Genomic DNA, 23677 nt, shown 5'->3' with positions numbered 1-23677 from the left:
AGCCATTCAGACCCGCATGAGATTGTGACAGACGCCGGACAGCCAGATGTCCCCGTCTCGCTGTGTTCTCCGTCCCGAAAGGCTCCACCTTGCGCACCACGCTCCGTGCCGCGATCGCCCTCGCCGCCGTCCTGCTCCTCGCGACCGCGTGCGGCTCGAAGTCCGGCTCGTCCGCCGACGCGAGCACCCCGCTCACCATCGACGTGACGATCAACGGCACCTCGATCACCCCCAACGGCACCCGGATCGACGCCGCGACCGGCCAGAAGATCGTCCTACACGTCACCTCGGACACCGCGCACGAGATCCACGTCCACAGCGGCGGTGCTGGCCAGCCGATCGAGGTCGCCAAGGGGACCCACGACTACAGCTTCACCATCAGCCGTCCCGGCACGGTCGAGGTCGAGGTCGAGGAGCTCAAGGAGACCCTCTTCCAGCTCGAGGTCCGGTGATCGAGGCCCACGGGTTCGGCGGTCAGTCCGACCTGCCGATCCCCCTCGGACTGGCGATCTCCGGCGCGGTCGCCGCGCTGGTGCTGTCCTTCGCCGTCCTGATCCTCGCTTGGCGCACACCGCGGTACGCCGTGCCCGGCGGCCGGCCCGCGCCGGCGCTGCTGGACCGGATCGCGGGCGCTCCCGCCACGCTGGTCGTGCTCCGCACGATCGGCATCGTGGCCCTGCTGTACACGGCCGCCGCGGCGCTGTGGGGCCAGCCCTACACGACCAACCCGTTCATGGGGATCTTCTTCGTGTGGCTCTGGGTCGGCGTACCTGCCGCCTCGATCCTGTTCGGCCCGGTCTGGCGCGCGCTCAGCCCGATGCGGACCATCACCGCCGGGCTCACCCGGCTGACCGGCGCCGACCCGCGCGAGGGCATGCTCACCTATCCCGAGTGGCTGGGGCACTGGCCGGCGGCGCTCGGCCTGTTCGCGTTCGTCTGGCAGGAGCTGGTCTCCAGCAACCCCACCGACCTGAACAGCCTGCGGCTGTGGTGTGCGGTGTACGGCGGCGCGATGCTCGTCGGCGGCATGCTGTTCGGCCAGCGCTGGTTCGCGCGTGCCGATCCGTTCGAGGTCTACTCCACCGCGATGGCGCACCTGTCGGTGTGGGCCAAGCGCGACGGACGGCTCGTCCTGCGCAGCCCGCTCGCCAACCTGGCCACGCTGCCCGCGCGGCCCGGTCTGGTCGCGGTGGTCGCGGTGCTGTTCGGGTCGACCGCCTTCGACTCCTTCAAGGAGTCGAACCGGTGGATCCACATGATCCAGACCTCCTCGATCAGCGGCAACGTGATCAACAACCTCGGGCTGCTGGGCTTCTGCTGCGCGGCGGGGCTGATCCTCACGGTCGCCTGCCTGCTCACCCCGGGCGGTACGACGCCGCAACGGCTCCTGCCGCGCCAGTTCGCGCACACGATCGTGCCGATCATCGCGGCCTACATCCTGGCCCACTACCTGACGTTCCTCATCGACAACGGCATCCAGACCCTCGCGCGGGTGAGCGACCCGTTCGGCAAGGGCTGGAACCTGTTCGGGACCGACGGCTTCACCTCGAACTACTGGTTCAGCTACCACCCGACCTTCCTGGCCTCCATGAAGGTCGTCGCCGTCGTCATCGGGCACGTCACCGCTGCCGCCGCCTCGCACGACCGCGCCCTGGTCGTGCTGCCGCGGAAGTGGCACGTGCTCGGCCAGCTGCCCGTGCTGCTGGCCATGGTCGGCTTCACGGCCGGCGGGCTCTACCTGCTGTTCAGCGGCTGACGGCCAGACCAGCCATCGCGTCCAGCAGGGACGCCATCGCCTTGGACAGCGCGGAGTCCCCCGACTCCACCAGCGACCTGCCGGCGACCAGCGCGCGATCGACCGCGGGCTGGTCGTCGGGCAGGAACCGCACCTCGCCCGGGGCGCCGAAGCCGGCCAGCATCGAGGCGACGTCGGCCTCGCGCCAGCCGAGGCTCGCGCGCATCCGGTTGACCACCACCCGCACGACCGCGTGACCGGTGCCCTCCCGGGCGCGGTGCTCGGCCAGGTCCCGGATCGCCCGCGCCAGCCGGGCCAGCCCCACGGGGTCCGCCGAGCCGACCACCACGATCTCGTCGGCGAGCGCCAGCGCCTCGAAGGTGAGCCCGTTGCGCTCCGGGCGCACCCCCGGGTCCGCGAGCGGGTCGGCCTCGAGGTCGAAGCCGGTGTCGATCACCACCTGCGACCCCTGCCGCGCGCAGGCCACGAGCTCGTCCAGCGTGCCCGGACGCAGCTCGCGCCAGCGGTCGGGTCGCGGGAGGCCCGTCACCAGGTGGAGCCGGTCCGAGAGCCGGCGCGGAACTTCGGCGTACCTCGCGGTCAGGGTGCCGGCCGCGGCCAGCCGGGCCGCCGCGAGCAGCCCCGACACCTCGTCCAGCACGCCCAGGTGCTGGGCGACGGCTCCGCCGTACGGATCGGCGTCGATGAGCACCGTGCTCAGGCCGCGCCGGGCCAACTGGGCGGCGAGGCCGACCGCGACCGTCGTACGTCCCGGCGCGCCGGTGGGACCCCACACGGCGATCACCCGGCCGTCGCCGCCGACCGGCAGCGACGGGAGTGGCGCCTCCGGCTCGAGGGGTACGACGACCGCGGGCCGGGTCGCCGACGCGGGCTCGCGAACCACCCCCGGCAGGTCGGCGATCGCATCGGCGGCGACCAGCGCCTCCAGGCCGATCCTGCCGGCGCGCACCCGCGTGGAGTCGGGATCCTGGGCGATCCCGACCAGCCGTACGCCGTGGCCGGCGAGCGTGTCGACGACCGCGCGATCGAGCCCGGGCAGATCCGCACCCAGCACGGCCACCTCGGCCTGACCGGTGCTCGCCGTCGCCACGAGGTCGTCGACGTCGACGCACCGCTTGAGCACCACGATGCCGGGGTCGGCGGTCAGCACGGCCAGCGCCTGCTGCTCCCAGCCCGCGCCGGACTCGACCATCACCGCGACGATCACGCGCGCGCCCCCATCAGTGCACGTTCACGCTGATCTCGGGGGCCTCCATGGCCGCGCGGGTGTGCTCGAAGCGGTCCACCTGGCCGGTCGGCACGGCCAGGACCAGCTGCCGGTCGCCGGTGACCGCGTAGGTCTGGTCGTACGCCGGGGCCGCCAGCACCGTCACCCCGCTGAGCGCCCTGCCGTCCCCGGACGAGCCGCTGCCCGTCGCGCTCTTGTCGTCGAGGTAGACGTCGACGACCGATCCCGCTTGGACGTCCGGGTCCACCAACCCGGGGTCGACCTCGATCGAGACCCGCACCGTGTCCGACTCCCCCGGCGCGGCGACCGCCGAGCGGGCGAGCAGCTCGCCCGCGCCGACGGTGTGGTCGAGCACCAGGTCGCCGGGGAGGTCCTCGTCCGCCGAGTAGTAGAGGTCGAGGTCGCCGGCCTCGGCGAACCGCACCCGGCGTACGACCAGGTCGGCGGAGCCGAGGTGGGCCCCGGCACCTTCCTCGTGGACCAGCGCCCACACCCGGACGGTGTCGTCCGCCCCCGCCAGCAACCGCGCGCCCGCGACCACCGATGCGGTCACGAGCACGACACCGATCCATAACCGTGGGTCACGCCACCCGGCCCTCCCGACCCGCTGGGCCGGAGGAGGCGTCGGCGTGCCCGGACTCCCGAGACTGGACACGCGCACATCATGCGCCGACGGCGCCGATCCGTCACGCCCGTTGTCCACAGGCGGCCACGCCGGTCCGCCGGCCGGGGGTGCGGAGTGACACGATGGGTGCATGGCAGGCACTCCCCGCTTCCTGACCCTGGCCGACGTGGCCGAGGTGCTCAACACCTCCAGCGCCCAGGTCTATGCGTTGGTACGCCGCGGCGACCTGCCGGCGATCAAGATCGGCGGGCGCGGCCAGTGGCGGGTCGAGGCCGACAAGCTCGAGGACTACATCGCCCGGATGTACGACGACGCCCGCCAGTTCGTCGCCGAGCACCCCTTCGAGGAGAGCACCACCGACGTCGACGCCTGAGGCGTTCGGGGCCGGCTCAGCCGACCTCGCCGGTGAGCGTCACGTCCACCGAGTGCTGGTCTCCCCCGCGCTGGAACTCCACCTTCACCTTGTCACCGGGCTGGAAGGTGCGGACCAGGACGTAGAGGCTGACGTTGTTGGTGACGGGCTGCCCGTTGACGCTGGTGATGACGTCACCCGGCTTGATGCCGGCCTCGTCCGCACCGCTGCCCGGAGTGACGGTGTCCACCGTGACCCCGTCCAGGTTGAGGCCCTTCTCCGGGGTCGGCTTGACGCCCATGAGCGGGTACTGCGCCTTGCCCGTGCGCAGGATCTGGTCGACCGTCACCCGCACCTGCTCCACCGGGATCGCGAAGCCGAGGCCGATGTTGCCGGCCTGCCCGGAGGTCGTGCCGGTGCCGCCGCTGGTCGCGATCGCGGAGTTGATGCCGATGACCTGGCCGCGCATGTTGACCAGGGGGCCGCCGGAGTTGCCGGGGTTGATCGCCGCGTCGGTCTGGATCGCGTCGATGAACGACTGGTCGGTGGCGCTCTCGCCGGTCTGGATGGGCCGGTGGAGCGCGCTGACGATGCCGGAGGTGACGGTGGCGTCCAGGCCGAGGGGCGAGCCGATGGCCACCACCGGGTCGCCGACGCGCATCGCCTTGGATGCGCCGAGTGCGGCCGGCTTCTCCTTGGGGGCGTTCTTCACGTAGAGGACGGCGATGTCGTAGACGGTGCTCCGTCCCACGATGGTCGCCGGGTAGCGCTTGCCCCCCTCGTAGATGACCGTGATCGGGCCCTTGTCCACGGCCGCCGCTCGGATCACGTGGTTGTTCGTGATCACGTGACCCTGGTTGTCGAGGACGAACCCGGAGCCGGTCGCGCCGTCGTCCTCGCCGCCGTACTCGGCGACGATCTGGACGGTGCTCGGCAGGACGGCGGCGGCCACGGCCGCGACCGAGCCGCCCTGGGGCAGCGGCGGGTCCGTGGCCAGGTCGACACCGCTCAGGCCGGCCGACACCTGGCCGCTGGAGGTCGAGAGGTGGTGGTAGAGCGCCGCGCCGCCGATCCCGCCCAGCAGGCCGACGACCAGCGCCATCAGCGCGATGGCGGGCCAGGCCCATCCCGGCGTACGACGAGGGCGGTCGACGGGGGGCGGGAAGCCGCCGCCGAGGGTGAGGTACTGGGTGGGCGTGGGCGGCGCCGGCGGGGCAGGCAGGGGCGGTACGTCGCTCGGAGCGGCGGCATCGACGGGCGGGGCCGGCTCCGACGCGCGCTCCTGGACCGGTTCCTGCACCGACTCCTGCACCGGCTCCTGCAGCGGTACGCCGACGGGCGGCGTCAGGGGCGCCGCGCCCGGGACCGGGGGCGCCCACGGCGAGGGCTCGGGCGTCGGGGCGGGGAGGATCGGCTGCGTCTCCTCGACCGGGCTCTGCTCGTCGCTCACGCCCCCATCATGACCGATGGGCCCCAGCCCGAGCTCAGCGGAGCGGGCCGGCGACGACCTGGTCGAGGCCCCGGTGCAGCAGGTGCGGCCGTGCGGCCGACTGGCGGCGCTCACGCACCGCCGCGGTCACGCCGGGGGTCTGCGTGGGATTGCCGACCTGCGTGACCGGCTGGCGGAGGTCGCCGGCGCCGGACCCCGGGGCCATCCCGAGCGCCACGACACCGAGCAGCGCGGCGCCGATCGCGCCACCGCCCACGGCCGCGGCCCCGACGCCGACCCGGCGCGCGATCCGGTCGCGTCCGGACGCCAGGTAGGAGTCGCTCGGGGTGAGGCTGAGCAGGGAACCCTTCAGGTCGTGCAGCGGCGCGTCGTCGGCACCCGAGGCGAGCCCGGCGAGCCGGGACTTCACCCAGCCCTCCCGCTCCACCAGGTCGCGGCAGGCGTGGCAGCCGTAGACGTGCTGCCAGGCCTCCTCGGTCTCTGCGGCACTGAGCTGCCCGTCGAGCAGGGCGCTGACCCGCGCGCCGAGGTGGCCGATCATGCGCCCGTGACCTGCGGCTGCGGGCCGGCGAACCGGGTGCGGCCCTCGGCCGGCGCGCGGTGCGCCAGCGCGGACCGCAGCAACGCGCGGCCGCGGTGGATGCGGGACCGGACCGTGCCGATCTTGGCGTCGAGGATGTCGGCGATCTCCTCATAGCTCAGGCCCTCGATGTCGCACAGCACGACGGCCGCGCGGAAGTCGGGGGGCAGGGCGGCGAGGGCGGACTCGACGTCGTCGTCGAACGTGCCGTCGGCGTACGCCGTGTCGGGCGCCGCCGTGGGGCTCGCCAGCCGGGCCGCGCGCTCATCGGAGAGCGCGTCGAAGCGGATCCGCTGCTTGCGGCGGGCCTGGTCGAGGAACAGGTTGGTCGTGATCCGGTGCAGCCAGCCCTCGAAGGTGCCGGGCGTGTAGGTGTGCAGGCTCCGGAAGACGCGGACGAAGACCTCCTGGGTGAGGTCCTCGGCGTCGTGCCGGTTGCCGGTGAGGCGGTAGGCCAGCCGGAACACCCGGTCGGAGTGCTCCTCGACGATCTGCGCCCAGGCCTCGGGGTCGGTCCGCACCTCGGTGCCCGCCTTCTCAACCGCCGGAGCCGACATGGCTACCTTCCTCCGCATCCTCGCGACCAAGCCGATCGCTCCCCTCACGCTAGAAGTGGTGCCTGAGACTTCCCTGTGAAGAGCATCAACGAACAGCGTGTGTTCGGTGTTCCCGGCCCGGGCTCGGTTCATGCCTGATCGGCATGTCGCGCACTAGGGTGAGCCTGTGCCCGTCACCGCGATGAACCCGACCAGCTGGACCTACGCCGAGAACTACGTGGCCGAGGACGAGGTCCTCGCTGCCGCGCGCACGCGCGCCGAGGAGGTCGGCGTCGTGTCCATCGGCTCGGGCGGCGGGGCCGCCCTGCGCTTCCTCGCCGCCGTCCTCGAGGCGCGCGCCGTGGTCGAGATCGGCACCGGCACCGGCGTCTCCGGCCTGTGGCTGCTGCGCGGCATGCGCCCCGACGGCGTACTCACCACCGTCGACGTCGAGGCCGAGCACCAGCGGCTCGCGCGCGAGACCTTCAAGGACGGCGGCATCCCCGCCCAGCGGGTGCGCACCATCGCCGGCTCCGCGCTCGACGTGCTCCCCCGGCTCACCGACGGCCACTACGACCTGGTCTTCGCCGACGGCGACAAGCGGGAGTACGCCGCCTACCTCGCCGAGGCCATGCGGCTGCTGCGACCGGGCGGCGTGCTGGCGTTCGACAACGCGCTGTGGCACGACCGGGTCGCCGACCCGTCCCAGCGCGATGAGGAGACGGTCGCGATCCGCGACCTCGTCCAGGCCGTCGCGGAGACCGAGGGCCTGGTGCCGGTGCTGCTGCCGGTCGGGGACGGGCTGCTGCTGGCGAAGAAGGTCTGGACGCCCGAGGTCTGAGGGCTACTCGCCGCGCGGGGCGACCGCGAACCCCGCGGCCCCCTCGGCGATCGAGACGATCTCGCAGGGCTCGATCAGGATCGGCGCGCTGCCGATGATCTGCGAGCCCGGCGCCTCGGCCGCACCGGCCGTGAACGTGGTCTGGAACGCCTCGCGGGCGGCGGCGTCGGCGAAGACGTAGCAGCCCTCGAACCACTCGCCCGGCGCCATCCGCCAGGTCTTGTAGGCCAGACCGTCCATGCCCTGGAAGCGGCCGTGGGAGGTGTCTGCGACGTAGTCGCGCAGCTGCTGCTCGACGCCCTCGGGGGCGGCGGTCAGGGACCAGCGAACGGTCAGTCCGCGCATGATGCGATTCCTTCCAGGGGATCGGGGGTGCCGAGCCAGCCGAGCAGCAGACGAGCGCCGAACCCGGACGGGCCGGGCGTCCACTCGTGCCACTCCTTCTCGACGTCACCCACCGAGGCGATGTCGAGGTGGGCCCACGGCACGTCGCCGACGAAGTGGCGCAGGAACAGCGCAGCGGTCAGTGCGCCGGGGCCGGGCGGGTCGTTGCGGGCGTCGGCGATCTTGGAGGACAGGGAGTCCTCGTAGCCGTCGTACAGCGGCAGGCGCCAGAGCGGCTCGCCCGCGTGCTCGCCCGCGGCCCGCAGGCGGTCGGCGAGGGCGTCGTCGGTGGCGAACAGCCCGCCGACCTGCTGGCCGAGGGCGATCTTGACCGCACCGGTGAGCGTGGCGACGTCGACGACGACCGCGGGATCGAGCTCGGCGACGGCGTACGCGAGCGCGTCGGCCAGGACCAGCCGGCCCTCGGCGTCGGTGTTGCCGACCTCGCTGGTGCGCCCGCCCCAGTGGGTGATCACGTCGCCGGGGCGCAGGGCGTCGCCGGAGATGACGTTCTCCGCGGCAGCGACCAGGCCGATCACCCGCACCGGGCAGTCGACGTCGGCGAGCGCCGCCATGGTCGCGAGCACGACGGCACCGCCGGTCATGTCGCGCTTCATGGTGGCCATGCTCTGGCCGGGCTTGATGTTGAGGCCGCCGCTGTCGAAGGTGATGCCCTTGCCGACCAGCACGACGGTGGGGAGCTTCTTGGCCGAGCGCGCCGAGATGCCACGGGGGGTGTAGTCGAGGCGGATCAGGCGCGGCGGCGTGGCCGAGGCGCGCCCGACGGCCGCGATGCCGCCGAAGCCCTCCTTGCGCAGGGCCTGCTCGTCCCAGACCTTCGCGACCAGGCCGGCGGCCTGCGCGATCTGCTCGGCCTGGTCGGCCAGCCACGCCGGGTTCTTCAGGTTCGACGGGACCGTCGCCAGCATCCGGGAGCGCCAGCCGGCGCCCCCGAGCGCGACGGCGCGCTCCAGCAGCGAGCGGTCGGCAGGCCCGCCCTGGGTCGCGATCACGACGCGCTCGACCGGGCGGTGCTCGGGGCCGTCGGATCGCCAGTTGAAGTCGAAGGACCCGAGGGTCATGCCGACCACGAACGCCTCGATCGCTGCGTCGATGGCGTCGTCCTCCGCCGCCACGTCGGGCACGGAGGTGGCCACGGCCCCCCGGTCGCGGCAGACCTTCGCCAGCGCGGCGCCCGCCCGGCGTACGTCGATCGGACGCGCCTCCCCGACTCCGACCAGGACCACGGCCCGCAGGTCGGGCAGGTCCGCGGCCGGCGCGAGCACCGGGACGATCGTCGCCTCCCCCACCGCGCCGGTCAGCCCGTGCACCTCAGCGGCCGCGAGCAGGTCGATGCCCAGGGCGTCGGCGAGATCGGCGGCACCGGGGCCGAGCAGCACGTCGGCGTCCTCGCCGGGCAGCACGGGCACCGCCGCCACCTCGACGCCACGGGCGCGCGCCACCACACCGAGGGATTCCGCGCTGAGCGCGAACTGCGGCGGCGAAACCTGCGTGGGAAGGGAGGGTGAGGTCACCCGACGACGTTCTTGAGAGCGTCGCCCAGCGCGCCGGCCTCCTCGGCGTTCAGCTCGACGACCAGACGGCCGCCACCCTCGAGCGGGACGCGCATGACGATGCCGCGACCTTCCTTCGTGACCTCGAGCGGACCGTCGCCGGTCCGAGGCTTCATCGCCGCCATGCGGCACCCCTTCTTCTCGCTGCAGGTGGGATCCTTCGCTCCCACGCGAGTGGGGGCGCGACCATTATCGCCTATGCGTGTTGTGGCGCACAGCCGACGGGGGTCAGTCGGCCGCTCGGTCGATGTCGTCCCGGCGATCCGCTCCGCCATCCGCGGACCCGGCGGCGTCGCCGCCCATCTCGCGGGCGAGCCGGTCCAGCAGCGCGTCGACCTCGGACATCCGGTAGCCCCGCAACGCCAGCGAGAAGCGCACGCCGCGCAGGTCCTGGGCCGCCAGCGGGCGGTCCTGCGGTACGACGGCGTCGGGCCGGTCGTCGTACGCCGGCGTCATCGGCTCGCCGCGGCCCGCGGCCAGCATCGCGATGACCCCCATCACCAGGACGATCATGATCGCGAAGACCCACATCATGGTGTCGCTCACCTCTCCCTCCCCTGCCCGCTCACACGTGCCGGTCGCGCGCGGCGACCATCAGGGCCACCGCCTCGTCGACGTCGTCGGTCACGGTGAGCATGTCGATGTCGGACTGCTTGATCCGGCCGTCGTCCAGCATGCTGCCCCGCATCCAGTCCAGGAGGCCCGACCAGTAGTCGACGCCGATCAGCACGATCGGGAACTGGGTGATCTTCTTGGTCTGCGCGAGCGTCATCGCCTCGAAGAGCTCGTCGAGGGTCCCGACGCCGCCGGGCAGCACGATGTAGCCCTGCGAGTACTTCACGAACATCGTCTTGCGCACGAAGAAGTAGCGGAAGTCCAGGCCGAACGTGACGTACTCGTTGAGGCTGCTCTCGAAGGGCAGCTCGATGCCGAGGCCGATGCTCTCGCCGCCCGCCTCCCGCGCGCCCTTGTTGGCGGCCTCCATCGCGCCGGGGCCGCCCCCGGTGATGACGGCGAAGCCCGCCTCCGCGAGCGCGGCACCGACCTTCACGCCGGCCTGGTAGCCCGGGTGCTCGGGGAGGATCCTCGCCGAGCCGAACACCGAGATCGCCGGCCCCAGCTCGGCGAGGTCGTTGAAGCCCTCCACGAACTCGGCCTGGATCTTCATGACCCGCCAGGGATCGGTGTGCACCCACCCCTCGTCGCCGCGGGTGTCGAGGAGTCGCTGGTCGGTCGTGGTGCCCTCGGGACGGCCCTTGCTGGGCCGCGGGCCGGGGTTGGTACGCCGGGTCATCGGGTCTCCTGCTCGGGGTGTTCGTCGGTGAGCCAGGCACGGAGCGCGTCCTCGCACTGGCGGATGCGTGCGATCAGCACCTTCTCATCCTTCTTGTGCGCGTACGCCGCATCGCCGGGGCCGTAGTTGACCGCCGGGATGCCGAGCGCACTGAACCGCGCGACGTCGGTCCAGCCGAACTTCGGGCTGACCGGCTGTCCGACCGCCTCCACGAACGCCTTCGCGGCGGGCAGCTCGAGCCCGGGAAGGGCGCCCGGCGAGGAGTCGGTGCAGGTCACCGCGTAGCCGGCGAAGACCTCCTCCACGTGCGCCAGCGCCTCGGCCTCGGAGAGGTCCGGGGCGAAGCGGTAGTTGATCGTGACCACACACTCGTCGGGGATGACGTTGCCCGCGACGCCACCGCCGATCGCGACCGCGTTGAGCCCCTCGTGGTACTCCAGCCCGTCGATCACCGGCCGTCGCGGCACGTAGGCGTTGAGCGTCGCGAGGATGGGCGCGGCCGCGTGGATGGCGTTGCTGCCGGTCCAGGCACGGGCGGAGTGGGCGCGCTCCCCCTGGGTCCTGACCTCGACCCGCAACGTGCCCTGGCAGCCCGCCTCGATCTCGGCCCGCGAGGACTCCATCAGGATCGCGAAGTCGGCCTCGAGCAGCTCGGGGTGTTCGGTCGACAGCTTGCCGAGCCCGTTGTGGATCGCGGCGATCTCCTCGGCGTCGTACAGGACGTAGGTGAGGTCGCGGTTGGGCGCGGTCAGCTCGGCGGCGAGCTTGATGATGACCGCGTCGCCGCCCTTCATGTCGCTGGTGCCCAGGCCGTGCAGGTACTCGCCGTCGTTGCGGCTCGGCAGGTTGTCGTTGATCGGCACCGTGTCGAGGTGCCCGGCCAGGATGACGCGCTCGCCGCGGCCGAGCTCGGTGCGGGCGACGATGGTGTTGCCGAAGCGCTGCACGTGCAGGTGGTCGCGACCGGTCAGGGCCTGCTCGACGAGGTCGGTGATGTGCTGCTCGTTCAGGCTCACCGACTCGATGTCGACGAGCTGCTCGGTGAGGGCGACGACATCACTGAGATCGAGGGACAGGTCGAGGTGCGGGGCCACACGCACAGTCAAGCAGGGCTGGTAAGTAGAACGTGTTCTAGTTAGGCTGCGCGCATGCGCAACGGCATCGTGCTCTTCACCTCCGACCGCGGCATCGCGCCGGCCACCCTCGCGAAGGCCGCCGAGGAGCGCGGGTTCGACACCGTCTACGTCCCGGAGCACACCCACATCCCGGTACGCCGCGACGCCCTGCACCCTACCGGCGGCGAGGACCTCCCCGACGACCGCTACCTGCGCACCCTCGACCCGTGGGTCTCGCTGGCGACCTGTGCCGCGGTCACCTCACGGATCGGGCTGTCGACCGCCGTCGCGCTGCCGGTCGAGTCCGACCCGATCACCCTCGCCAAGACCATCGCCACCCTCGACCACCTCTCCGGTGGCCGGGTCTCGATCGGCGCGGGCTTCGGCTGGAACACCGACGAGCTCGCCGACCACCACGTGCCGGCTGACCGCCGACGGACGGTGCTGCGCGAGTACCTGGAGGCGATGCGCGCGCTGTGGACCGAGGAGGAGGCGTCGTACGACGGCGAGTTCGTCTCCTTCGGCCCGAGCTGGGCCTACCCCAAGCCGCCGCAGGGCCGGATCCCCGTCGTCATCGGCGCCGGGGCGGGCCCGAAGACCTTCGAGTGGATCGCCCGCAACGCCGACGGCTGGATGACCACACCCACCACGGCGGACGTCGCCGCCAACGCCGACCTGCTGCGCAAGGCATGGGCCGAGGCCGGTCGCTCCGGCGACCCTGACATCCGCATCCTCGTCGCCAAGCGACCGACCCCCGAGGACTACGCCGACTGGATGGCCGCCCAGCCCAGCGAGCTCATCTACGGCGTGCCCGACGCCGACGAGCCCACGGTGCTCGCCTACCTCGACAAGCTGGCCTCCCGGGTCATCTCCTAGCGCGAGTTGCCCGTTGCGGTCGACCGAATTGCCAGTTTCGGTCGACCACAACTGGCAATTCGGCGGACCAGAAGTCCGAACTCGCGTCAGAGGCGGGTGACGGAGATCGTCGCCTTCTGGCCGTCGCCGAGGTCCACCGAGGTGCCGCCAATGAGCTCGCCGACGGCGTACGACGTCGCGAGGGTCTCGCCGGCGATCAGCCGCTCGTGGTTGCGGGCGGCCGCCAGCACCGCCTCGGAGCCGGCGATGTGCAGCGAGATCCGGTCGGTGACCTCGAGGCCCGTGTCGCGGCGCTCCTGCTGGATCGCGCGGACCAGGTCGCGCGCGAGGCCCTCCTCGGCGAGCTCCGGGGTCACGACGGTGTCCAGCACGACGAACCCGCCGGTCGGCAGCATCGCAGTGGCGGCACCCTCGGCGGCCTCCCCCGCGACCGTCTCGAGGGTGTACTCGCCCTCGACCAGCGCGAGCCCGCCCGCGACGACCTCGCCGGAGGCCGAGACGGACCAGTCGCCGGACTTGGAGCCCTTGATCGCCAGCTGCACGTCCTTGCCGAGCCGCGGCCCGGCGGCGCGGGCGTTGACGGTGAGTCGCTGCTCGACGCCGTAGCCGGCGGCCTCGTCGGAGCCGGTGGCGACGAGCCGCACCGACTTGAGGTTCATCTCGTCGGCGATGATCGCGGTGAAGGGCTCCAGGCCGGCAGGGTCGTCGACGACGACCGTGAGCCCGGCCAGCGGCAGCCGGTTGCGCAGCTTGGCGGCCTTGCGCAGCGCCGACGTGGTCGAGCAGACCTCGCGGACCTCGTCCATCGCCGCGACGAGGGCGTCGTCGGCCGGGAGGGCGGACACGTCCGGCCAGTCCGCCAGGTGCACCGAGCGCCCACCGGTCAGGCCGCGCCAGATCTCCTCGCTGACCAGCGGCAGCAGCGGCGCCACCGTCCGGCAGACCACGTCCAGCACGGCAGCGAGGGTCTCGAAGGCCTCGGCCTTGCCCTCCCAGAACCGCTCGCGCGAACGACGGACGTACCAGTTGGTCAGCACGTCGATGAAGGCGCGCGTCGTCTCGCAGGCGTCGGCGACGGCGTAGTCGTCGAGCTCGGTGGTCAGCTGCTCGACGTACTGGCGCGTCTTGGCGAGCAGGTAGCGGTCCAGCGGGTCCTGGCTGTCGGTGCGACCGGTGGCCTCGTAGCCCTCGGCGTTGGCGTAGAGCGCGAAGAAGTACCAGGTGTTCCAGAGCGGGATCATCACCTGGCGCACGGCGTCGCGGATGCCCTGCTCGGTGACCACCAGGTTGCCGCCGCGCAGGATCGGAGAGGCCATCAGGAACCAGCGCATCGCGTCGGCGCCGTCGCGGTCGAAGACCTCGGCGACGTCGGGGTAGTTGCGCAGCGACTTCGACATCTTGTTGCCGTCCGAGCCCAGCACGATGCCGTGGCTGATGCACGACTGGAAGGCCGGCTTGTCGAACAGCGCGGTCGCCAGGATGTGCAGCGTGTAGAACCAACCGCGGGTCTGGCCGATGTACTCGACGATGAAGTCGGCCGGGAAGTGGTGCTCGAACCAGCCCTTGGCCTCGAACGGGTAGTGCACCTGGGCGAACGACATCGAGCCCGAGTCGAACCACACGTCCAGTACGTCGGTGACGCGGCGCATCGTCGACTTCCCGGTCGGGTCGTCGGGGTTGGGACGGGTCAGGTCGTCGACCCACGGCCGGTGCAGGTCCGGCTCGCCGTCCCTGTTGAGCGGCAGCCGGCCGAAGTCGCGCTCGATCTCCTCGAAGGAGCCGTAGACGTCGATGCGCGGGTACGCCTCGTCGTCGGACTTCCACACCGGGACCGGGGATCCCCAGAACCGGTTGCGGGTGATCGACCAGTCGCGGGCGTTGGCCACCCACTTGCCGAACTGGCCGTCCCGGATGTGCTCGGGGACCCAGCGGATCTCCTGGTTGAGCTCGCCCATCCGGTCCTTGAACTTCGTGACCTCCACGAACCACGACGAGACGCCCTTGTAGATGAGCGGCTGCCGGCAGCGCCAGCAGTGCGGGTAGGAGTGGTCGTAGGTCTCGCGGCGCAGCAGCACGGTGCCGGGCGTGACCGAGCCGCCGTGGGCCTTGAGGTCGTCGATGATGTGCAAGTTGGCGTCGAAGACCTGCATGCCTGCGTACTCGCTGACGGGGGCGGTGAACCGGCCGTCCTTGCCGACGGGCATGACCGGTGCGATGCCCTCGCGGTCGGTGACCTCCTTGTCGACCTCACCGAAGGCGCCCGCGGAGTGCACGAGCCCGGTGCCGTCGGTGGTGGTGACGGCGTCGTCGGCAGCGACCACACGGAAGGCGTTCTCGTGGCCGGCGTAGTAGGAGAACGGAGGGCGGTAGGTCAGGCCGAGCAGGTCGGCGCCCTTGCCGCGCCACACGACGTTCGGCTCCTCCCCCAGCTCGCGCGTGTACGCCGCCAGACGCGACTCGGCCAGGACGTACCGGACGCCGTAGTCCTCCACCGCGACGTAGTCGATCTCGGAGCCGACCATGACGGCGAGGTTGCTCGGCAGGGTCCACGGGGTGGTGGTCCAGATCAGCAGCTTCGCACCGGCCAGGTCGCCAGGGGTCGTGATCTCGAAGCCGACCGTGACCGCGGGGTCCTGACGCATCTTGTAGACGTCGTCGTCCATGCGCAGCTCGTGGTTGGACAGCGGCGTCTCGTCCTGCCAGCAGTACGGCAGCACCCGGAAGCCCTCGTAGACCAGGCCCTTCTCGTAGAGGCTCTTGAAGGCCCACAGCACCGACTCCATGAACGTCGGGTTCATGGTCTTGTAGTCGTTGTCGAAGTCGACCCAGCGCGCCTGGCGGGTGACGTAGGCGCGCCACTCGTCGGCGTACTTCAGCACCGACGCGCGGCAGGCGTCATTGAACCGGTCGATGCCCATCTCGACGATCTCGTCGGTGGTCTTGATGCCGTTGAGCCGCATCGCCTCGAGCTCGGCGGGCAGACCGTGGGTGTCCCAGCCGAAGCGGCGCTCGACGCGCTTGCCGCGCATCGTCTGGTAGCGCGGCACGATGTCCTTGACGTAGCCGGTGAGCAGGTGCCCGTAGTGCGGCAGCCCGTTGGCGAACGGCGGGCCGTCGTAGAAGACGAACTCGTTCTCACCGTCGGCGCCGGGATCGCGCTGCTCGACCGACGCGCGGAAGGTGTCGTCCTCCGCCCAGTACGCCAGCACCCGCTCCTCGATGGCGGGGAACCTCGGGCTGCTCGGCACGCCCTGCGTGGTGGTGGCGTCGGTGGTGACCTTCGGATAGGTCATCGGGTGCTCCTGCGGTCGGTGTCGTCCTGGCTGTGAGGACGGCTCTCGCCGCGGTACCACCTCACTTGCCGACGTACGTCGACCACTCGATCTTGGCTGTGACGGGCCTACCCGTCCGGTTCTACTTGCTCGAGAGCTTTCTTCCGGAGGCTCGCCGCTGATGACGGCTCGAACGCCTATGGGGCAGAGTCTAGGACATGGCTGACATGTGGACCGACTCGGAGAACGACCCCCGCACCTCGGAGAGCCCGACCGGCGAGCTCGCGACCTATCGCGAGTACCTGACGAACTACCGGCTCACCCTGGCCATGAAGTGCGAGGAGCTCAGCCCCGAGCAGCTCGCGACCCGCTCGGTGCCGCCGAGCACGATGAGCCTGCTGGGCCTGGTCCGGCACATGGCCAAGGTGGAGCACAGCTGGTTCCAGCGGGCACTGCAGGGCAACCTCGACGAGCCGCGGCCGTTCTTCGACGCCGAGCGCCGCGACGCCGACTGGGACGACGCCGTCGGCACCAAGGAGTGCGTCGAGGAGGCGATCTCCGCCTGGGAGCGCGAGATCGGCCGGGCCGACGCCTACCTGGACACCCTCGGCGACGATCGGATGGGCGACGAGGTGGTCTACAACGGCGACGGCGAGACCGCGAGCATCCGCGACATCGTCGTGCACATGATCGAGGAGTACGCAAGGCATTGTGGCCATGCCGACCTGCTGCGCGAGTGCATCGACGGCCGGGTCGGGCAGTAGCCGCGGCACCGGCGAGGATGGCCGGGTGACCTTCCTCCTCGACAGCGCCGTCGCGGCAGAGCCCCTCGGCGACGGCCGGTACGCCGTCCAGCTCACCATCGACTGGAACACCGCCAACCAGACGCCCAACGGCGGCTACATCCTCGCCGTGCTCCAGCACGCCACGATGCTCGCCGCAGCGCAGTCCGGGCACCCCGATCCGCTGACCATCGCGATCACCTACTTCCGGCCCGCGCAGGCCGGGCCGGCCGAGGTGCGGGTGCGGCAGGTCCGCGCCGGTCGCCGGGTCTCGACGTACGACGCCCTGCTGAGCCAGGGCGGCCGTGAGGTCGCGCATGCGGTCGTCAGCGCCCACGACTGGGACAAGGCCGGCTCGGTCGAGCACACCCCGCACGCGGCACCGGACATGCCGCCGCCCACCGCGTGCGCCGAGCTGAGCTCGGTGATCCCGCTCGGGACCGCCCCGATCCTGGAGCGCTACACCTACCGCGCCGCTGCCATCCCCGGCTGGATGGAGGGCCACCCCAGCGGGACGACCGAGTCGCTGTGCTGGATCCGGGCGACGGACGGCCGGCCGGTCGACGCTCTGCTCGCCGGAGCCATGACCGACGCCTTCCCGCCGGTGACCGCGGAGATCGGGCACCTCGCCTCGGCCACGATCCAGCTCACCGTGCACTACCGCCGGCGTCCGGAGATCACCACGGACGGCTGGGCGCTCGGGCACGTCACCACGCGGCACGTCATCGCGGGCTACCACGACGAGGACTGCGAGCTGTGGGACGAGCAAGGCCGGCTGATCGCCCAGAGCCGGCAGTTGGCGATCCTGGCCGAGTGAGCCACCACTAGACTCCTGCCACGTGACCCGCTCCGCCTGGGCCTTCGGCCTGACGACGTACGACGCCAACGGAACCGTGCTCGACACCTGGTTCCCCTCGCCCGCACTGGGCGCAAAGCCCGACGACGCGAGGCGCCCGCCCGAGCTCACCGCGCTCGAGGGCAGCGACGAGGCGCGCGGCGTGACCCGCGAGGTCCGGCTGGTCCAGATCGCCGACCTGGACGCGGCCCCGACCTCCACCGAGGATGTCTGGCTGCGCCTGCACCTGCTGTCGTCGCGGCTGGTCCAGCCGCACGGCCTGAGCCTCGAGGGCCAGTTCGGCTTCCTCGCCAACGTCGTGTGGACCTCGGCCGGCCCGTGCGCGGTCGACGGCTTCGAGCTGACCCGGGCGCGGCTGCGGGCCGCCGGCCAGCACGTCACCGTGTACGGCGTCGACAAGTTCCCGCGGATGGTCGACTACGTGCTGCCGACCGGCGTCCGCATCGCCGACGCCGACCGGGTGCGGCTCGGCGCCCACCTCGCCGAGGGCACGACGGTCATGCACGAGGGCTTCGTGAACTTCAACGCCGGCACGCTCGGCACCTCGATGGTCGAGGGCCGGATCTCGGCCGGTGTCGTGGTCGAGGACGGCTCCGACATCGGCGGCGGCGCCTCGATCATGGGCACCCTGTCCGGCGGCGGCAAGCAGGTCATCTCGATCGGCCGGCGCTGCCTGCTCGGCGCCAACTCCGGCCTGGGCATCTCGCTCGGCGACGACTGCGTCGTCGAGGCGGGCTGCTACATCACCGCCGGCACCAAGGTCACCGTGCTGGAGCCCGGCAAGGAGTCCCGCACCGCCAAGGCGCTCGAGCTCTCCGGCGCCAGCAACGTGCTGTTCCGCCGCAACTCGGTGACCGGCGCGGTCGAGGCCGTTCCGTGGCAGGGCGAGGGCATCACGCTCAACGCCGACCTCCACGCCAACTGAGCGCACCCGGCCTGACGCCAACCACCCCTGACCCACACTTGCCCCGTGTCGAAGCGCCTCTTCTCCATCGTCTTCGGCATCGCGGTGCTCGCCGTGATCGCCGGGGTGGGGATCGGCGTGCTCCGGGCGACCAACAACCTCGGCTTCGGGCCGACGGGTGACTGCACCGCCACCGTCAACGGGCACACCGTCGAGATCGACAGCGACCAGGCCGAGAACGCCACGCTGATCGCCTCGGTGGCCATCCGCCGCGGGCTGCCGGCCCGGGCGACGTCGATCGCCCTGGCGACGGCGATGCAGGAGTCGAAGCTGCGCAACCTCGGCGGCGGCGACCGGGACTCGGTGGGCCTGTTCCAGCAGCGCCCCTCGCAGGGCTGGGGAACGCGCGCCCAGCTGATGGACCGGGTGTACGCCACGAACGCGTTCTTCGACGCGCTGGTCAAGGTCAACGGCTACGAGTCGATGGAGATCACGGTCGCGGCGCAGAAGGTGCAGCGCTCGGCGTACCCCAGCGCCTACGCCGCGCACGAGGAGGACGCCCGCGCCCTCGCGTCGGCGCTCACCGGCTACTCCCCGGCGGCGTTCAGCTGCGACCTGTCCGGCGGCGCGCCCTCGACCGACGCGGTGCGCACCTCCAGCGGGCTCAGCGGTCGCGCGTCCGCGGTGCTCTCCGACCTGCGCACCCGCTTCGGCGCGCTCCCGATCACCCACGACGGCCGATCCGGTACGACGCTGCAGGTGGACGTCTCGCGGCAGGCCGACCCGTCGACGTACGGATGGGCGATGGCGCAGTACCTCGCGGGCAACGCCGGGCGGCTGCAGATCCGCACGATCGACTTCGGCGGACACGAGTGGCGGGCCGGGCGCAGCGGGTGGCAGCCGGCGGCGGCGTCCTCGTCCCGGATCCGGGTCGAGGTCTTCGGCTGACCTGCGATCCCGCGCGTGTCCGGCGGGATCGGGCCGCCGGCGTACGGCAGGCTTTTGTCCATGTTCTCGCGGATCCGGACCCTTCTGCTCGCCTGCCTCGTACCGGCCGTGCTCCTGCTCGCCTGCCTCAGCGCGCCCGCCCCGGCCGGTGCCGCCACGACCGCTCCGTGGTGCTGGCGGCACAGCCACCGCTGCTTCGCGGCGATGACGGTGAACCTGACGACCGGTCGCGCGTTCTGGGTGACCGACCGCGCGACGAGGCGCGGTGCCATCCACGACGCCTACTACCGCTGCCAGTCCGAGGCCGCCGCGACGTCGTGCCGCCGCGCGGGCTGGGTCACGAACGGCTCGCTGGCCGTGGTCTACCGCGAGGTCGGCGGGAAGGGCCAGGAGTGGGCCTCGGCCATCGCGTACGGCCCGAGGGCCGCCCGGCTGCGCGCGCACGACCGGCTCTCCGGCAAGGGCATCCGGCGGGTGTGGGGCTGGGTCGGCACGACCCGCAGCCACCGCTTCACCACCAACGGCGGGATCCGCCGCGGCTCCATGTGACCCGTCGGGTCAGGCGCCGATGAGCCGCGCGACGGCCGCGTCGATGCGCTCGTCGGTCGCGGTGATCGCGATCCGCACGTGCTGGCGGCCGGCCGCGCCGTAGAAGTCGCCGGGGGCGGCCAGGATGCCGAGGTCGGCGAGGTCGGCGACGGTCTTCCAGCAGTCCTCGCCGCGCGTGGACCACAGATACAGCGCCGCCTCGGAGTGGTCGACGGTGAAGCCGGCCGACTCGAGCGCCGCCTTGAGACGGGTACGCCGGGCGGCGTACCGCGCGTGCTGCTCGGCCGCGTGCGCGTCGTCGGCGTACACCGCCGTCATCACCCGCTGGACCGGGCCCGGCACGATGAGGCCGAGGTTCTTGCGCACCGCGAGCAGCTCGCCGATCAGCGCGGCGTCGCCGGCCACGAAGCCGGCGCGGTAGCCCGCGAGGTTGGAGCGCTTGGAGAGCGAGTGGACCACCAGGATCCCGTCGGCCGAGCCGCCCGAGATCGAGGGGTGCAGCACCGAGATCGCCTCGCCCTCCCAGACGCAGTCGAGGTAGCACTCGTCGGAGACCAGGATGACGCCGCGCTCGCGGCACCAGTCCACGACCTTCTTCAGGTGCGCGGGCGGCAGGACGCGGCCGGTCGGGTTCGAGGGGCTGTTGAGCCAGAAGATCCTGGGGGTCTGCGGACCGAAGGTGGTCAGCGAGTCGGTGGCGACCGGCGTCGCGCCGGCGAGGACCGCGCCCACCTCGTAGGTCGGGTACGCCGCCTCCGGGAACCCGACCAGGTCACCCGGGCCGACGCCCAGGTGCAGCGCCAGCTGGGCGATCAGCTCCTTGGTGCCGATGACCGGCAGCACCTGGTCCAGGCCCAGGCCGGTCACGCCGTGGACGCGCGCGAACCAGTCGCTGATCGCCTGCCGGGTGTCCGGCAGGCCGATCGTCAACGGGTAGCCCGGCGAGTCCGCGGCAGCACGCAGCGCCGCCTGGGCGACCTCGGGCGTCGGGTCGACGGGCGTGCCGACCGAGAGGTCGACGATGCCGTCGGCGTGCGCACGGGCGCGCTCGGCGTACGGTGCGAGCTTGTCCCAGGGGAAGTCCGGCAGCCGCTGGGAGACCTTCGTGGTGCTCAGGAGCTCAGTGGTCCTGGTTCTGCGGCGGCAGGGCGGCGACGAACTCGGCGTCCTTGTCGATCTCGCCCATCTTGGCGGCACCGCCCGGCGAGCCCAGGTCGTCGAAGAACTTCACGTTCGCGTCGTAGTAGTCCTTCCACTCCTCGGGGACGTCGTCCTCGTAGAAGATGGCCTCGACCGGGCACACCGGCTCGCAGGCGCCACAGTCGACGCACTCGTCGGGGTGGATGTAGAGCATCCGCTTGCCCTCGTAGATGCAGTCGACGGGGCACTCGTCGACGCAGGCGCGGTCCTTGAGGTCCACACAGGGCTGAGAGATGACGTAGGTCATGGACCGAATCGTAGTATCCGCCGAGTGAACAGCGGCGCCGACCCACGGGATACGGGACGACACCTGCTCGGCCCGCACGTCGTCGGCCGGCGGATCGTCGTGCGGCGGCTGGTGCCGGGCGAGACCGGGCCGAGCGGCGGGCCGGCGCTCACCGACGTGCTCGGGGTCTGCGTGGCCTGGGACGCGGAGGGCTGCACCGTCCAGCCCGAGGACGGTCCCGCGGTGTCGATCCCGCTCGCGCTGATCGTGTCGGGCAAGCCGGTGCCGCCGCGGCCGTCGGTGAGGACGCGGATCTCGGCGCGCGACAGCGAGCTGCGCACCGCGGGCCTGTGGGAGCGGGTGCTGACCGTGCCGATCGGCGAGTGGGTGCTGCGCCACGACCCGGCACCCGTCGGCCGTCCCCGCCGCCGCGCCAACTCGTGCCTGGCGATGGGTGATCCGGGGATGCCGCTCGCCGAGGCCTGTCGGCAGGTGAGCGACCTCTACGGCGGGTTCGGCCGTCCGGCGTACCTCCAGGTCGAGGCCGACGGCGACCTCGAGGCCGGGGTGCGCGGCCTGGGGTGGCAGGAGGACCCCACCGGTGAGGCGGAGCTGCGGATGGCCTCGGTCGCGCGGGTACGACGCTCGCTCGGTCCCGCCGCAGTGGCGGTCGACCTCGCCGTCACCGGGGAGCGCGCCGTGGCGAGCATCGGCAACGGCTGCGACCCGGTGGCCGAGGCCGAGGCGACCGTGGACGGCGACTGGATCGGCATCCACGGACTGACGGTGGATCCGGGCCACCGCCGGCGCGGGCACGCGACGGCGCTGATGGCCGAGCTGCTCGAGTGGGGCGCGGAGCGCGGCGCGGTGACGGCCTGGCTGCACGTCGAGACGGCGAACGCCCCGGCGCGCGCCCTGTACGACGGGCTCGGCTTCGACGTCCACCACGTCTGCCGCTACCTCACTCCCCCGGACTGAGCGCGGCCCGGGGCTACCCTCGATCCCATGGCGGCTCCCCGCGACCTGCACGTACGCCGGATCGGGTTCGACTACCCGGCCGGATCCCTGCGCAAGCACTACGTCGACGGCGACCTGGTGATGAGCCACATCGTGGCCGTCCTGTCGGCGACCTTCCCGCCCGGCGAGGACTTCTTCGTCCGGTCCGTGCGGCACTACGCCGATCGCATCACCGACCCGGTGCTGGCCGAGCAGGTGCGCGGCTTCATCGGCCAGGAGGTCACCCACGGGCGCGAGCACCGCGAGCTCAACCGCCGCCTGCAGGAGATGGGCTACCCGACCCACCGGGTCTCCCGGTTCGTGAAGTGGGCCCTCGCGGACGCGACGAGGCGGGCGCCCGCGATCCTGTGCCTGTCCTACACGGCCGCGCTCGAGCACTACACCGCGACGATCGCCTCGGCGCTGCTCGACAAGCCGGAGGCCCAGCGGCTGCTCGGCGAGACCGAGGTCCGCAACATCCTGCTCTGGCACGCGCTGGAGGAGACCGAGCACAAGGCCGTGGCGTTCGACGTGTTCCGCGCGGTCGGCGGCTCGGAGCGGGTACGCCGCCTCGGGTTCACCATCCAGACCGTCGGCCTGCTCGGCCTGGTGTTCGTCGCGACCTGTCTCTCGCTGCTGCGCGATCGGGCGGCGTACCACCCGGTGCGGCTGGCACGCAGCATCGCCGCCCTGCGCCACTCACCCTTCCTGGAGCGCGACGTCATCGACCGGCTGCGCGACTACCGCCGCGACGGCTTCCACCCCGACGATCACGACGACACCGAGCTGCTGGCGCAGTGGAGCGCGCGGCTGTTCGGCGAGCACGGCACGCTCACCGACCACCTGCGCTGAGGCAGGCCCTCAGCCGCCGAGCGCCGCGAGGGCGTCGCCGGCGAGCCGGTAGGTCTTCCAGTCGTCCTGCGGACGGGCGCCGAGGGCGTCGTAGAAGTCGATCGACGGCTGGTTCCAGTCGAGGACCGCCCACTCCACGCGCGGGTAGCCGCGCTCGACGGCGATCCGGGCCAGCGCCGCCAGCAGCTGCTTGCCCAGCCCGCTGCCGCGGTGCTCGGGCTCGACGAACAGGTCCTCGAGGTAGATCCCCGGCTGCCCGGTCCACGTCGAGTAGCTGCGGAACCACAGGGCGATGCCGACGACGCGCCCCTCGTCCTCGGCCACGAGGACCGAGGCGACCGCGTCCTCGCCGAACACCCACCGGTGCAGGTCGGCCTCGGTCGTGACGACCGCGTCCGGCTCGCGCTCGTAGGTGGCGAGGGCCCGGATCAGGCCGAGCACCTCGGGGACGTCGGCCGGCGTCGCCTCCCGGATCATCGCC

At 72.1% G+C, this 23677-nt stretch carries 27 protein-coding genes; 12 read left to right on the top strand and 15 right to left on the bottom strand.

Annotation, left to right across the window (positions count from 1 at the left end; translation table 11 throughout):
- Positions 1–89: 89 nt before the first annotated feature.
- Positions 90–452 carry a hypothetical protein gene (locus tag ACYU8V_RS17650; protein ID WP_460849201.1) on the top strand — a complete coding sequence of 121 codons (363 nt, stop codon included), beginning with the start codon at positions 90–92 and terminating at the stop codon, positions 450–452.
- Positions 449–1756, top strand: coding sequence for a hypothetical protein (locus ACYU8V_RS17645; protein WP_460849200.1), 1308 nt, complete (start codon positions 449–451; stop codon positions 1754–1756). Before ACYU8V_RS17650 ends, ACYU8V_RS17645 begins: the two co-directional genes overlap by 4 nt.
- Here the strand turns inward: ACYU8V_RS17645 and ACYU8V_RS17640 are convergent.
- Together ACYU8V_RS17640 and ACYU8V_RS17635 are read right to left on the bottom strand one after the other, a co-directional pair.
- The gene (locus ACYU8V_RS17640; protein WP_460849198.1) at positions 1746–2963 is read right to left on the bottom strand and encodes an AAA family ATPase; all 1218 of its coding nucleotides are present in this window, start codon (positions 2961–2963) and stop codon (positions 1746–1748) included. The genes ACYU8V_RS17645 and ACYU8V_RS17640 overlap by 11 nt on opposite strands.
- 13 nt (positions 2964–2976) lie before the next feature.
- On the bottom strand, positions 2977–3543 hold the full coding sequence (locus tag ACYU8V_RS17635) for a hypothetical protein (RefSeq protein ID WP_460849197.1): 567 nt from the start codon (positions 3541–3543) through the stop codon (positions 2977–2979).
- Between the two features lie 196 nt (positions 3544–3739).
- On the opposite strand from ACYU8V_RS17635, the gene ACYU8V_RS17630 reads away from it, so the two are divergent.
- A complete protein-coding gene (locus ACYU8V_RS17630) occupies positions 3740–3982 on the top strand; it encodes a helix-turn-helix domain-containing protein (protein WP_460849196.1) in 243 nt (80 codons plus the stop codon).
- Positions 3983–3998: 16 nt separating this feature from the next.
- Here the strand turns inward: ACYU8V_RS17630 and ACYU8V_RS17625 are convergent, their stop codons facing one another.
- From ACYU8V_RS17625 to sigE, 3 genes are read right to left on the bottom strand one after another with little or no spacing between them, the layout of a single operon-like run.
- Positions 3999–5411 (bottom strand): S1C family serine protease, encoded by a 1413-nt coding sequence (locus ACYU8V_RS17625; protein ID WP_460849195.1) that lies wholly within the window; start codon positions 5409–5411, stop codon positions 3999–4001.
- 34 nt (positions 5412–5445) lie between these two features.
- Positions 5446–5952: a hypothetical protein gene (locus ACYU8V_RS17620; RefSeq protein WP_460849194.1), complete on the bottom strand. Its 507-nt coding sequence runs from the start codon at positions 5950–5952 to the stop codon at positions 5446–5448.
- Positions 5949–6548 carry an RNA polymerase sigma factor SigE gene (gene sigE / locus ACYU8V_RS17615; protein WP_460849193.1) on the bottom strand — a complete coding sequence of 200 codons (600 nt, stop codon included), beginning with the start codon at positions 6546–6548 and terminating at the stop codon, positions 5949–5951. The genes ACYU8V_RS17620 and sigE overlap by 4 nt, the downstream gene beginning before the upstream one ends.
- Before the next feature lie 181 nt (positions 6549–6729).
- On the opposite strand from sigE, the gene ACYU8V_RS17610 reads away from it, so the two are divergent.
- Positions 6730–7368, top strand: coding sequence for an O-methyltransferase (locus ACYU8V_RS17610; RefSeq protein ID WP_460849278.1), 639 nt, complete (start codon positions 6730–6732; stop codon positions 7366–7368).
- Positions 7369–7371: 3 nt separating this feature from the next.
- Here the strand turns inward: ACYU8V_RS17610 and ACYU8V_RS17605 are convergent, their stop codons facing one another.
- The 6 genes from ACYU8V_RS17605 to dapE form a co-directional block, all read right to left on the bottom strand.
- Positions 7372–7713, bottom strand: a complete 342-nt coding sequence (locus ACYU8V_RS17605; protein WP_460849192.1) for a hypothetical protein — start codon at positions 7711–7713, stop codon at positions 7372–7374.
- Positions 7701–9215, bottom strand: coding sequence for a leucyl aminopeptidase family protein (locus tag ACYU8V_RS17600; RefSeq protein WP_460849190.1), 1515 nt, complete (start codon positions 9213–9215; stop codon positions 7701–7703). The genes ACYU8V_RS17605 and ACYU8V_RS17600 overlap by 13 nt, the downstream gene beginning before the upstream one ends.
- 68 nt (positions 9216–9283) lie before the next feature.
- Positions 9284–9451 carry a DUF3117 domain-containing protein gene (locus ACYU8V_RS17595; protein WP_091024313.1) on the bottom strand — a complete coding sequence of 56 codons (168 nt, stop codon included), beginning with the start codon at positions 9449–9451 and terminating at the stop codon, positions 9284–9286.
- A gap of 103 nt (positions 9452–9554) precedes the next feature.
- The gene (locus tag ACYU8V_RS17590; RefSeq protein WP_460849187.1) at positions 9555–9872 is read right to left on the bottom strand and encodes a DivIVA domain-containing protein; all 318 of its coding nucleotides are present in this window, start codon (positions 9870–9872) and stop codon (positions 9555–9557) included.
- Positions 9873–9891: 19 nt separating this feature from the next.
- A complete protein-coding gene (locus ACYU8V_RS17585) occupies positions 9892–10620 on the bottom strand; it encodes an LOG family protein (RefSeq protein WP_460849186.1) in 729 nt (242 codons plus the stop codon).
- Positions 10617–11714 (bottom strand): succinyl-diaminopimelate desuccinylase, encoded by a 1098-nt coding sequence (dapE, locus tag ACYU8V_RS17580; protein WP_460849184.1) that lies wholly within the window; start codon positions 11712–11714, stop codon positions 10617–10619. Before dapE ends, ACYU8V_RS17585 begins: the two co-directional genes overlap by 4 nt.
- 54 nt (positions 11715–11768) lie before the next feature.
- On the opposite strand from dapE, the gene ACYU8V_RS17575 reads away from it, so the two are divergent.
- Positions 11769–12611, top strand: a complete 843-nt coding sequence (locus ACYU8V_RS17575; RefSeq protein WP_460849183.1) for an LLM class F420-dependent oxidoreductase — start codon at positions 11769–11771, stop codon at positions 12609–12611.
- Between the two features lie 86 nt (positions 12612–12697).
- On the opposite strand, the gene ileS is transcribed toward ACYU8V_RS17575, so the two are convergent.
- Positions 12698–15904, bottom strand: coding sequence for an isoleucine--tRNA ligase (gene ileS, locus ACYU8V_RS17570; protein WP_460849181.1), 3207 nt, complete (start codon positions 15902–15904; stop codon positions 12698–12700).
- Between the two features lie 197 nt (positions 15905–16101).
- Between ileS and ACYU8V_RS17565 the strand changes: the two genes are divergently transcribed.
- The 5 genes from ACYU8V_RS17565 to ACYU8V_RS17545 are packed head-to-tail and all read left to right on the top strand — an operon-like array spanning position 16102 to position 19922.
- The gene (locus tag ACYU8V_RS17565; RefSeq protein WP_460849180.1) at positions 16102–16647 is read left to right on the top strand and encodes a DinB family protein; all 546 of its coding nucleotides are present in this window, start codon (positions 16102–16104) and stop codon (positions 16645–16647) included.
- Between the two features lie 25 nt (positions 16648–16672).
- Positions 16673–17482: an acyl-CoA thioesterase gene (locus ACYU8V_RS17560; RefSeq protein WP_460849179.1), complete on the top strand. Its 810-nt coding sequence runs from the start codon at positions 16673–16675 to the stop codon at positions 17480–17482.
- Between the two features lie 22 nt (positions 17483–17504).
- A complete protein-coding gene (dapD, locus tag ACYU8V_RS17555) occupies positions 17505–18446 on the top strand; it encodes a 2,3,4,5-tetrahydropyridine-2,6-dicarboxylate N-succinyltransferase (RefSeq protein WP_460849178.1) in 942 nt (313 codons plus the stop codon).
- Between the two features lie 45 nt (positions 18447–18491).
- Positions 18492–19373, top strand: coding sequence for a hypothetical protein (locus ACYU8V_RS17550; RefSeq protein WP_460849177.1), 882 nt, complete (start codon positions 18492–18494; stop codon positions 19371–19373).
- Between the two features lie 60 nt (positions 19374–19433).
- Positions 19434–19922 carry a hypothetical protein gene (locus ACYU8V_RS17545; protein WP_460849176.1) on the top strand — a complete coding sequence of 163 codons (489 nt, stop codon included), beginning with the start codon at positions 19434–19436 and terminating at the stop codon, positions 19920–19922.
- A 9-nt stretch (positions 19923–19931) separates the two neighbouring features.
- Here the strand turns inward: ACYU8V_RS17545 and dapC are convergent, their stop codons facing one another.
- The gene (gene dapC / locus ACYU8V_RS17540; protein ID WP_460849277.1) at positions 19932–21038 is read right to left on the bottom strand and encodes a succinyldiaminopimelate transaminase; all 1107 of its coding nucleotides are present in this window, start codon (positions 21036–21038) and stop codon (positions 19932–19934) included.
- A 4-nt stretch (positions 21039–21042) separates the two neighbouring features.
- The gene (fdxA, locus tag ACYU8V_RS17535; protein WP_460849174.1) at positions 21043–21369 is read right to left on the bottom strand and encodes a ferredoxin; all 327 of its coding nucleotides are present in this window, start codon (positions 21367–21369) and stop codon (positions 21043–21045) included.
- 24 nt (positions 21370–21393) lie between these two features.
- Here fdxA and ACYU8V_RS17530 point away from each other — a divergent pair, with 24 nt between their 5' ends.
- Both ACYU8V_RS17530 and ACYU8V_RS17525 read left to right on the top strand, forming a co-directional pair.
- On the top strand, positions 21394–22326 hold the full coding sequence (locus ACYU8V_RS17530; protein ID WP_460849173.1) for a GNAT family N-acetyltransferase: 933 nt from the start codon (positions 21394–21396) through the stop codon (positions 22324–22326).
- Between the two features lie 27 nt (positions 22327–22353).
- Complete coding sequence (locus ACYU8V_RS17525; protein WP_460849171.1) at positions 22354–23196, top strand: metal-dependent hydrolase; 843 nt, start codon at positions 22354–22356, stop codon at positions 23194–23196.
- Between the two features lie 9 nt (positions 23197–23205).
- Here ACYU8V_RS17525 and ACYU8V_RS17520 read toward each other — a convergent pair whose 3' ends face one another.
- The gene (locus ACYU8V_RS17520; protein WP_460849170.1) at positions 23206–23673 is read right to left on the bottom strand and encodes a GNAT family N-acetyltransferase; all 468 of its coding nucleotides are present in this window, start codon (positions 23671–23673) and stop codon (positions 23206–23208) included.
- Positions 23674–23677: the final 4 nt, after the last annotated feature.

The sequence above is a fragment of the Nocardioides ultimimeridianus genome, from assembly GCF_054777895.1.
Note: the sequence above shows the minus strand (reverse complement) of the source record. Positions and strands in the feature narration are given on the sequence as shown.

Bases quoted from the DNA above. Each gene is read 5' to 3' on its own strand.
- ACYU8V_RS17630 (WP_460849196.1), top strand. From the start codon at position 3,740: ATGGCAGGCACTCCCCGCTTCCTGACCCTGGCCGACGTGGCCGAGGTG.
- ACYU8V_RS17620 (WP_460849194.1), bottom strand. From the start codon at position 5,952: ATGATCGGCCACCTCGGCGCGCGGGTCAGCGCCCTGCTCGACGGGCAG.
- sigE (WP_460849193.1), bottom strand. From the start codon at position 6,548: ATGTCGGCTCCGGCGGTTGAGAAGGCGGGCACCGAGGTGCGGACCGAC.
- ACYU8V_RS17610 (WP_460849278.1), top strand. From the start codon at position 6,730: ATGAACCCGACCAGCTGGACCTACGCCGAGAACTACGTGGCCGAGGAC.
- ACYU8V_RS17605 (WP_460849192.1), bottom strand. From the start codon at position 7,713: ATGCGCGGACTGACCGTTCGCTGGTCCCTGACCGCCGCCCCCGAGGGC.
- ACYU8V_RS17595 (WP_091024313.1), bottom strand. From the start codon at position 9,451: ATGGCGGCGATGAAGCCTCGGACCGGCGACGGTCCGCTCGAGGTCACG.
- ACYU8V_RS17585 (WP_460849186.1), bottom strand. From the start codon at position 10,620: ATGACCCGGCGTACCAACCCCGGCCCGCGGCCCAGCAAGGGCCGTCCC.
- ACYU8V_RS17575 (WP_460849183.1), top strand. From the start codon at position 11,769: ATGCGCAACGGCATCGTGCTCTTCACCTCCGACCGCGGCATCGCGCCG.
- ileS (WP_460849181.1), bottom strand. From the start codon at position 15,904: ATGACCTATCCGAAGGTCACCACCGACGCCACCACCACGCAGGGCGTG.
- ACYU8V_RS17565 (WP_460849180.1), top strand. From the start codon at position 16,102: ATGGCTGACATGTGGACCGACTCGGAGAACGACCCCCGCACCTCGGAG.
- ACYU8V_RS17545 (WP_460849176.1), top strand. From the start codon at position 19,434: ATGTTCTCGCGGATCCGGACCCTTCTGCTCGCCTGCCTCGTACCGGCC.
- fdxA (WP_460849174.1), bottom strand. From the start codon at position 21,369: ATGACCTACGTCATCTCTCAGCCCTGTGTGGACCTCAAGGACCGCGCC.
- ACYU8V_RS17525 (WP_460849171.1), top strand. From the start codon at position 22,354: ATGGCGGCTCCCCGCGACCTGCACGTACGCCGGATCGGGTTCGACTAC.
- ACYU8V_RS17520 (WP_460849170.1), bottom strand. From the start codon at position 23,673: ATGATCCGGGAGGCGACGCCGGCCGACGTCCCCGAGGTGCTCGGCCTG.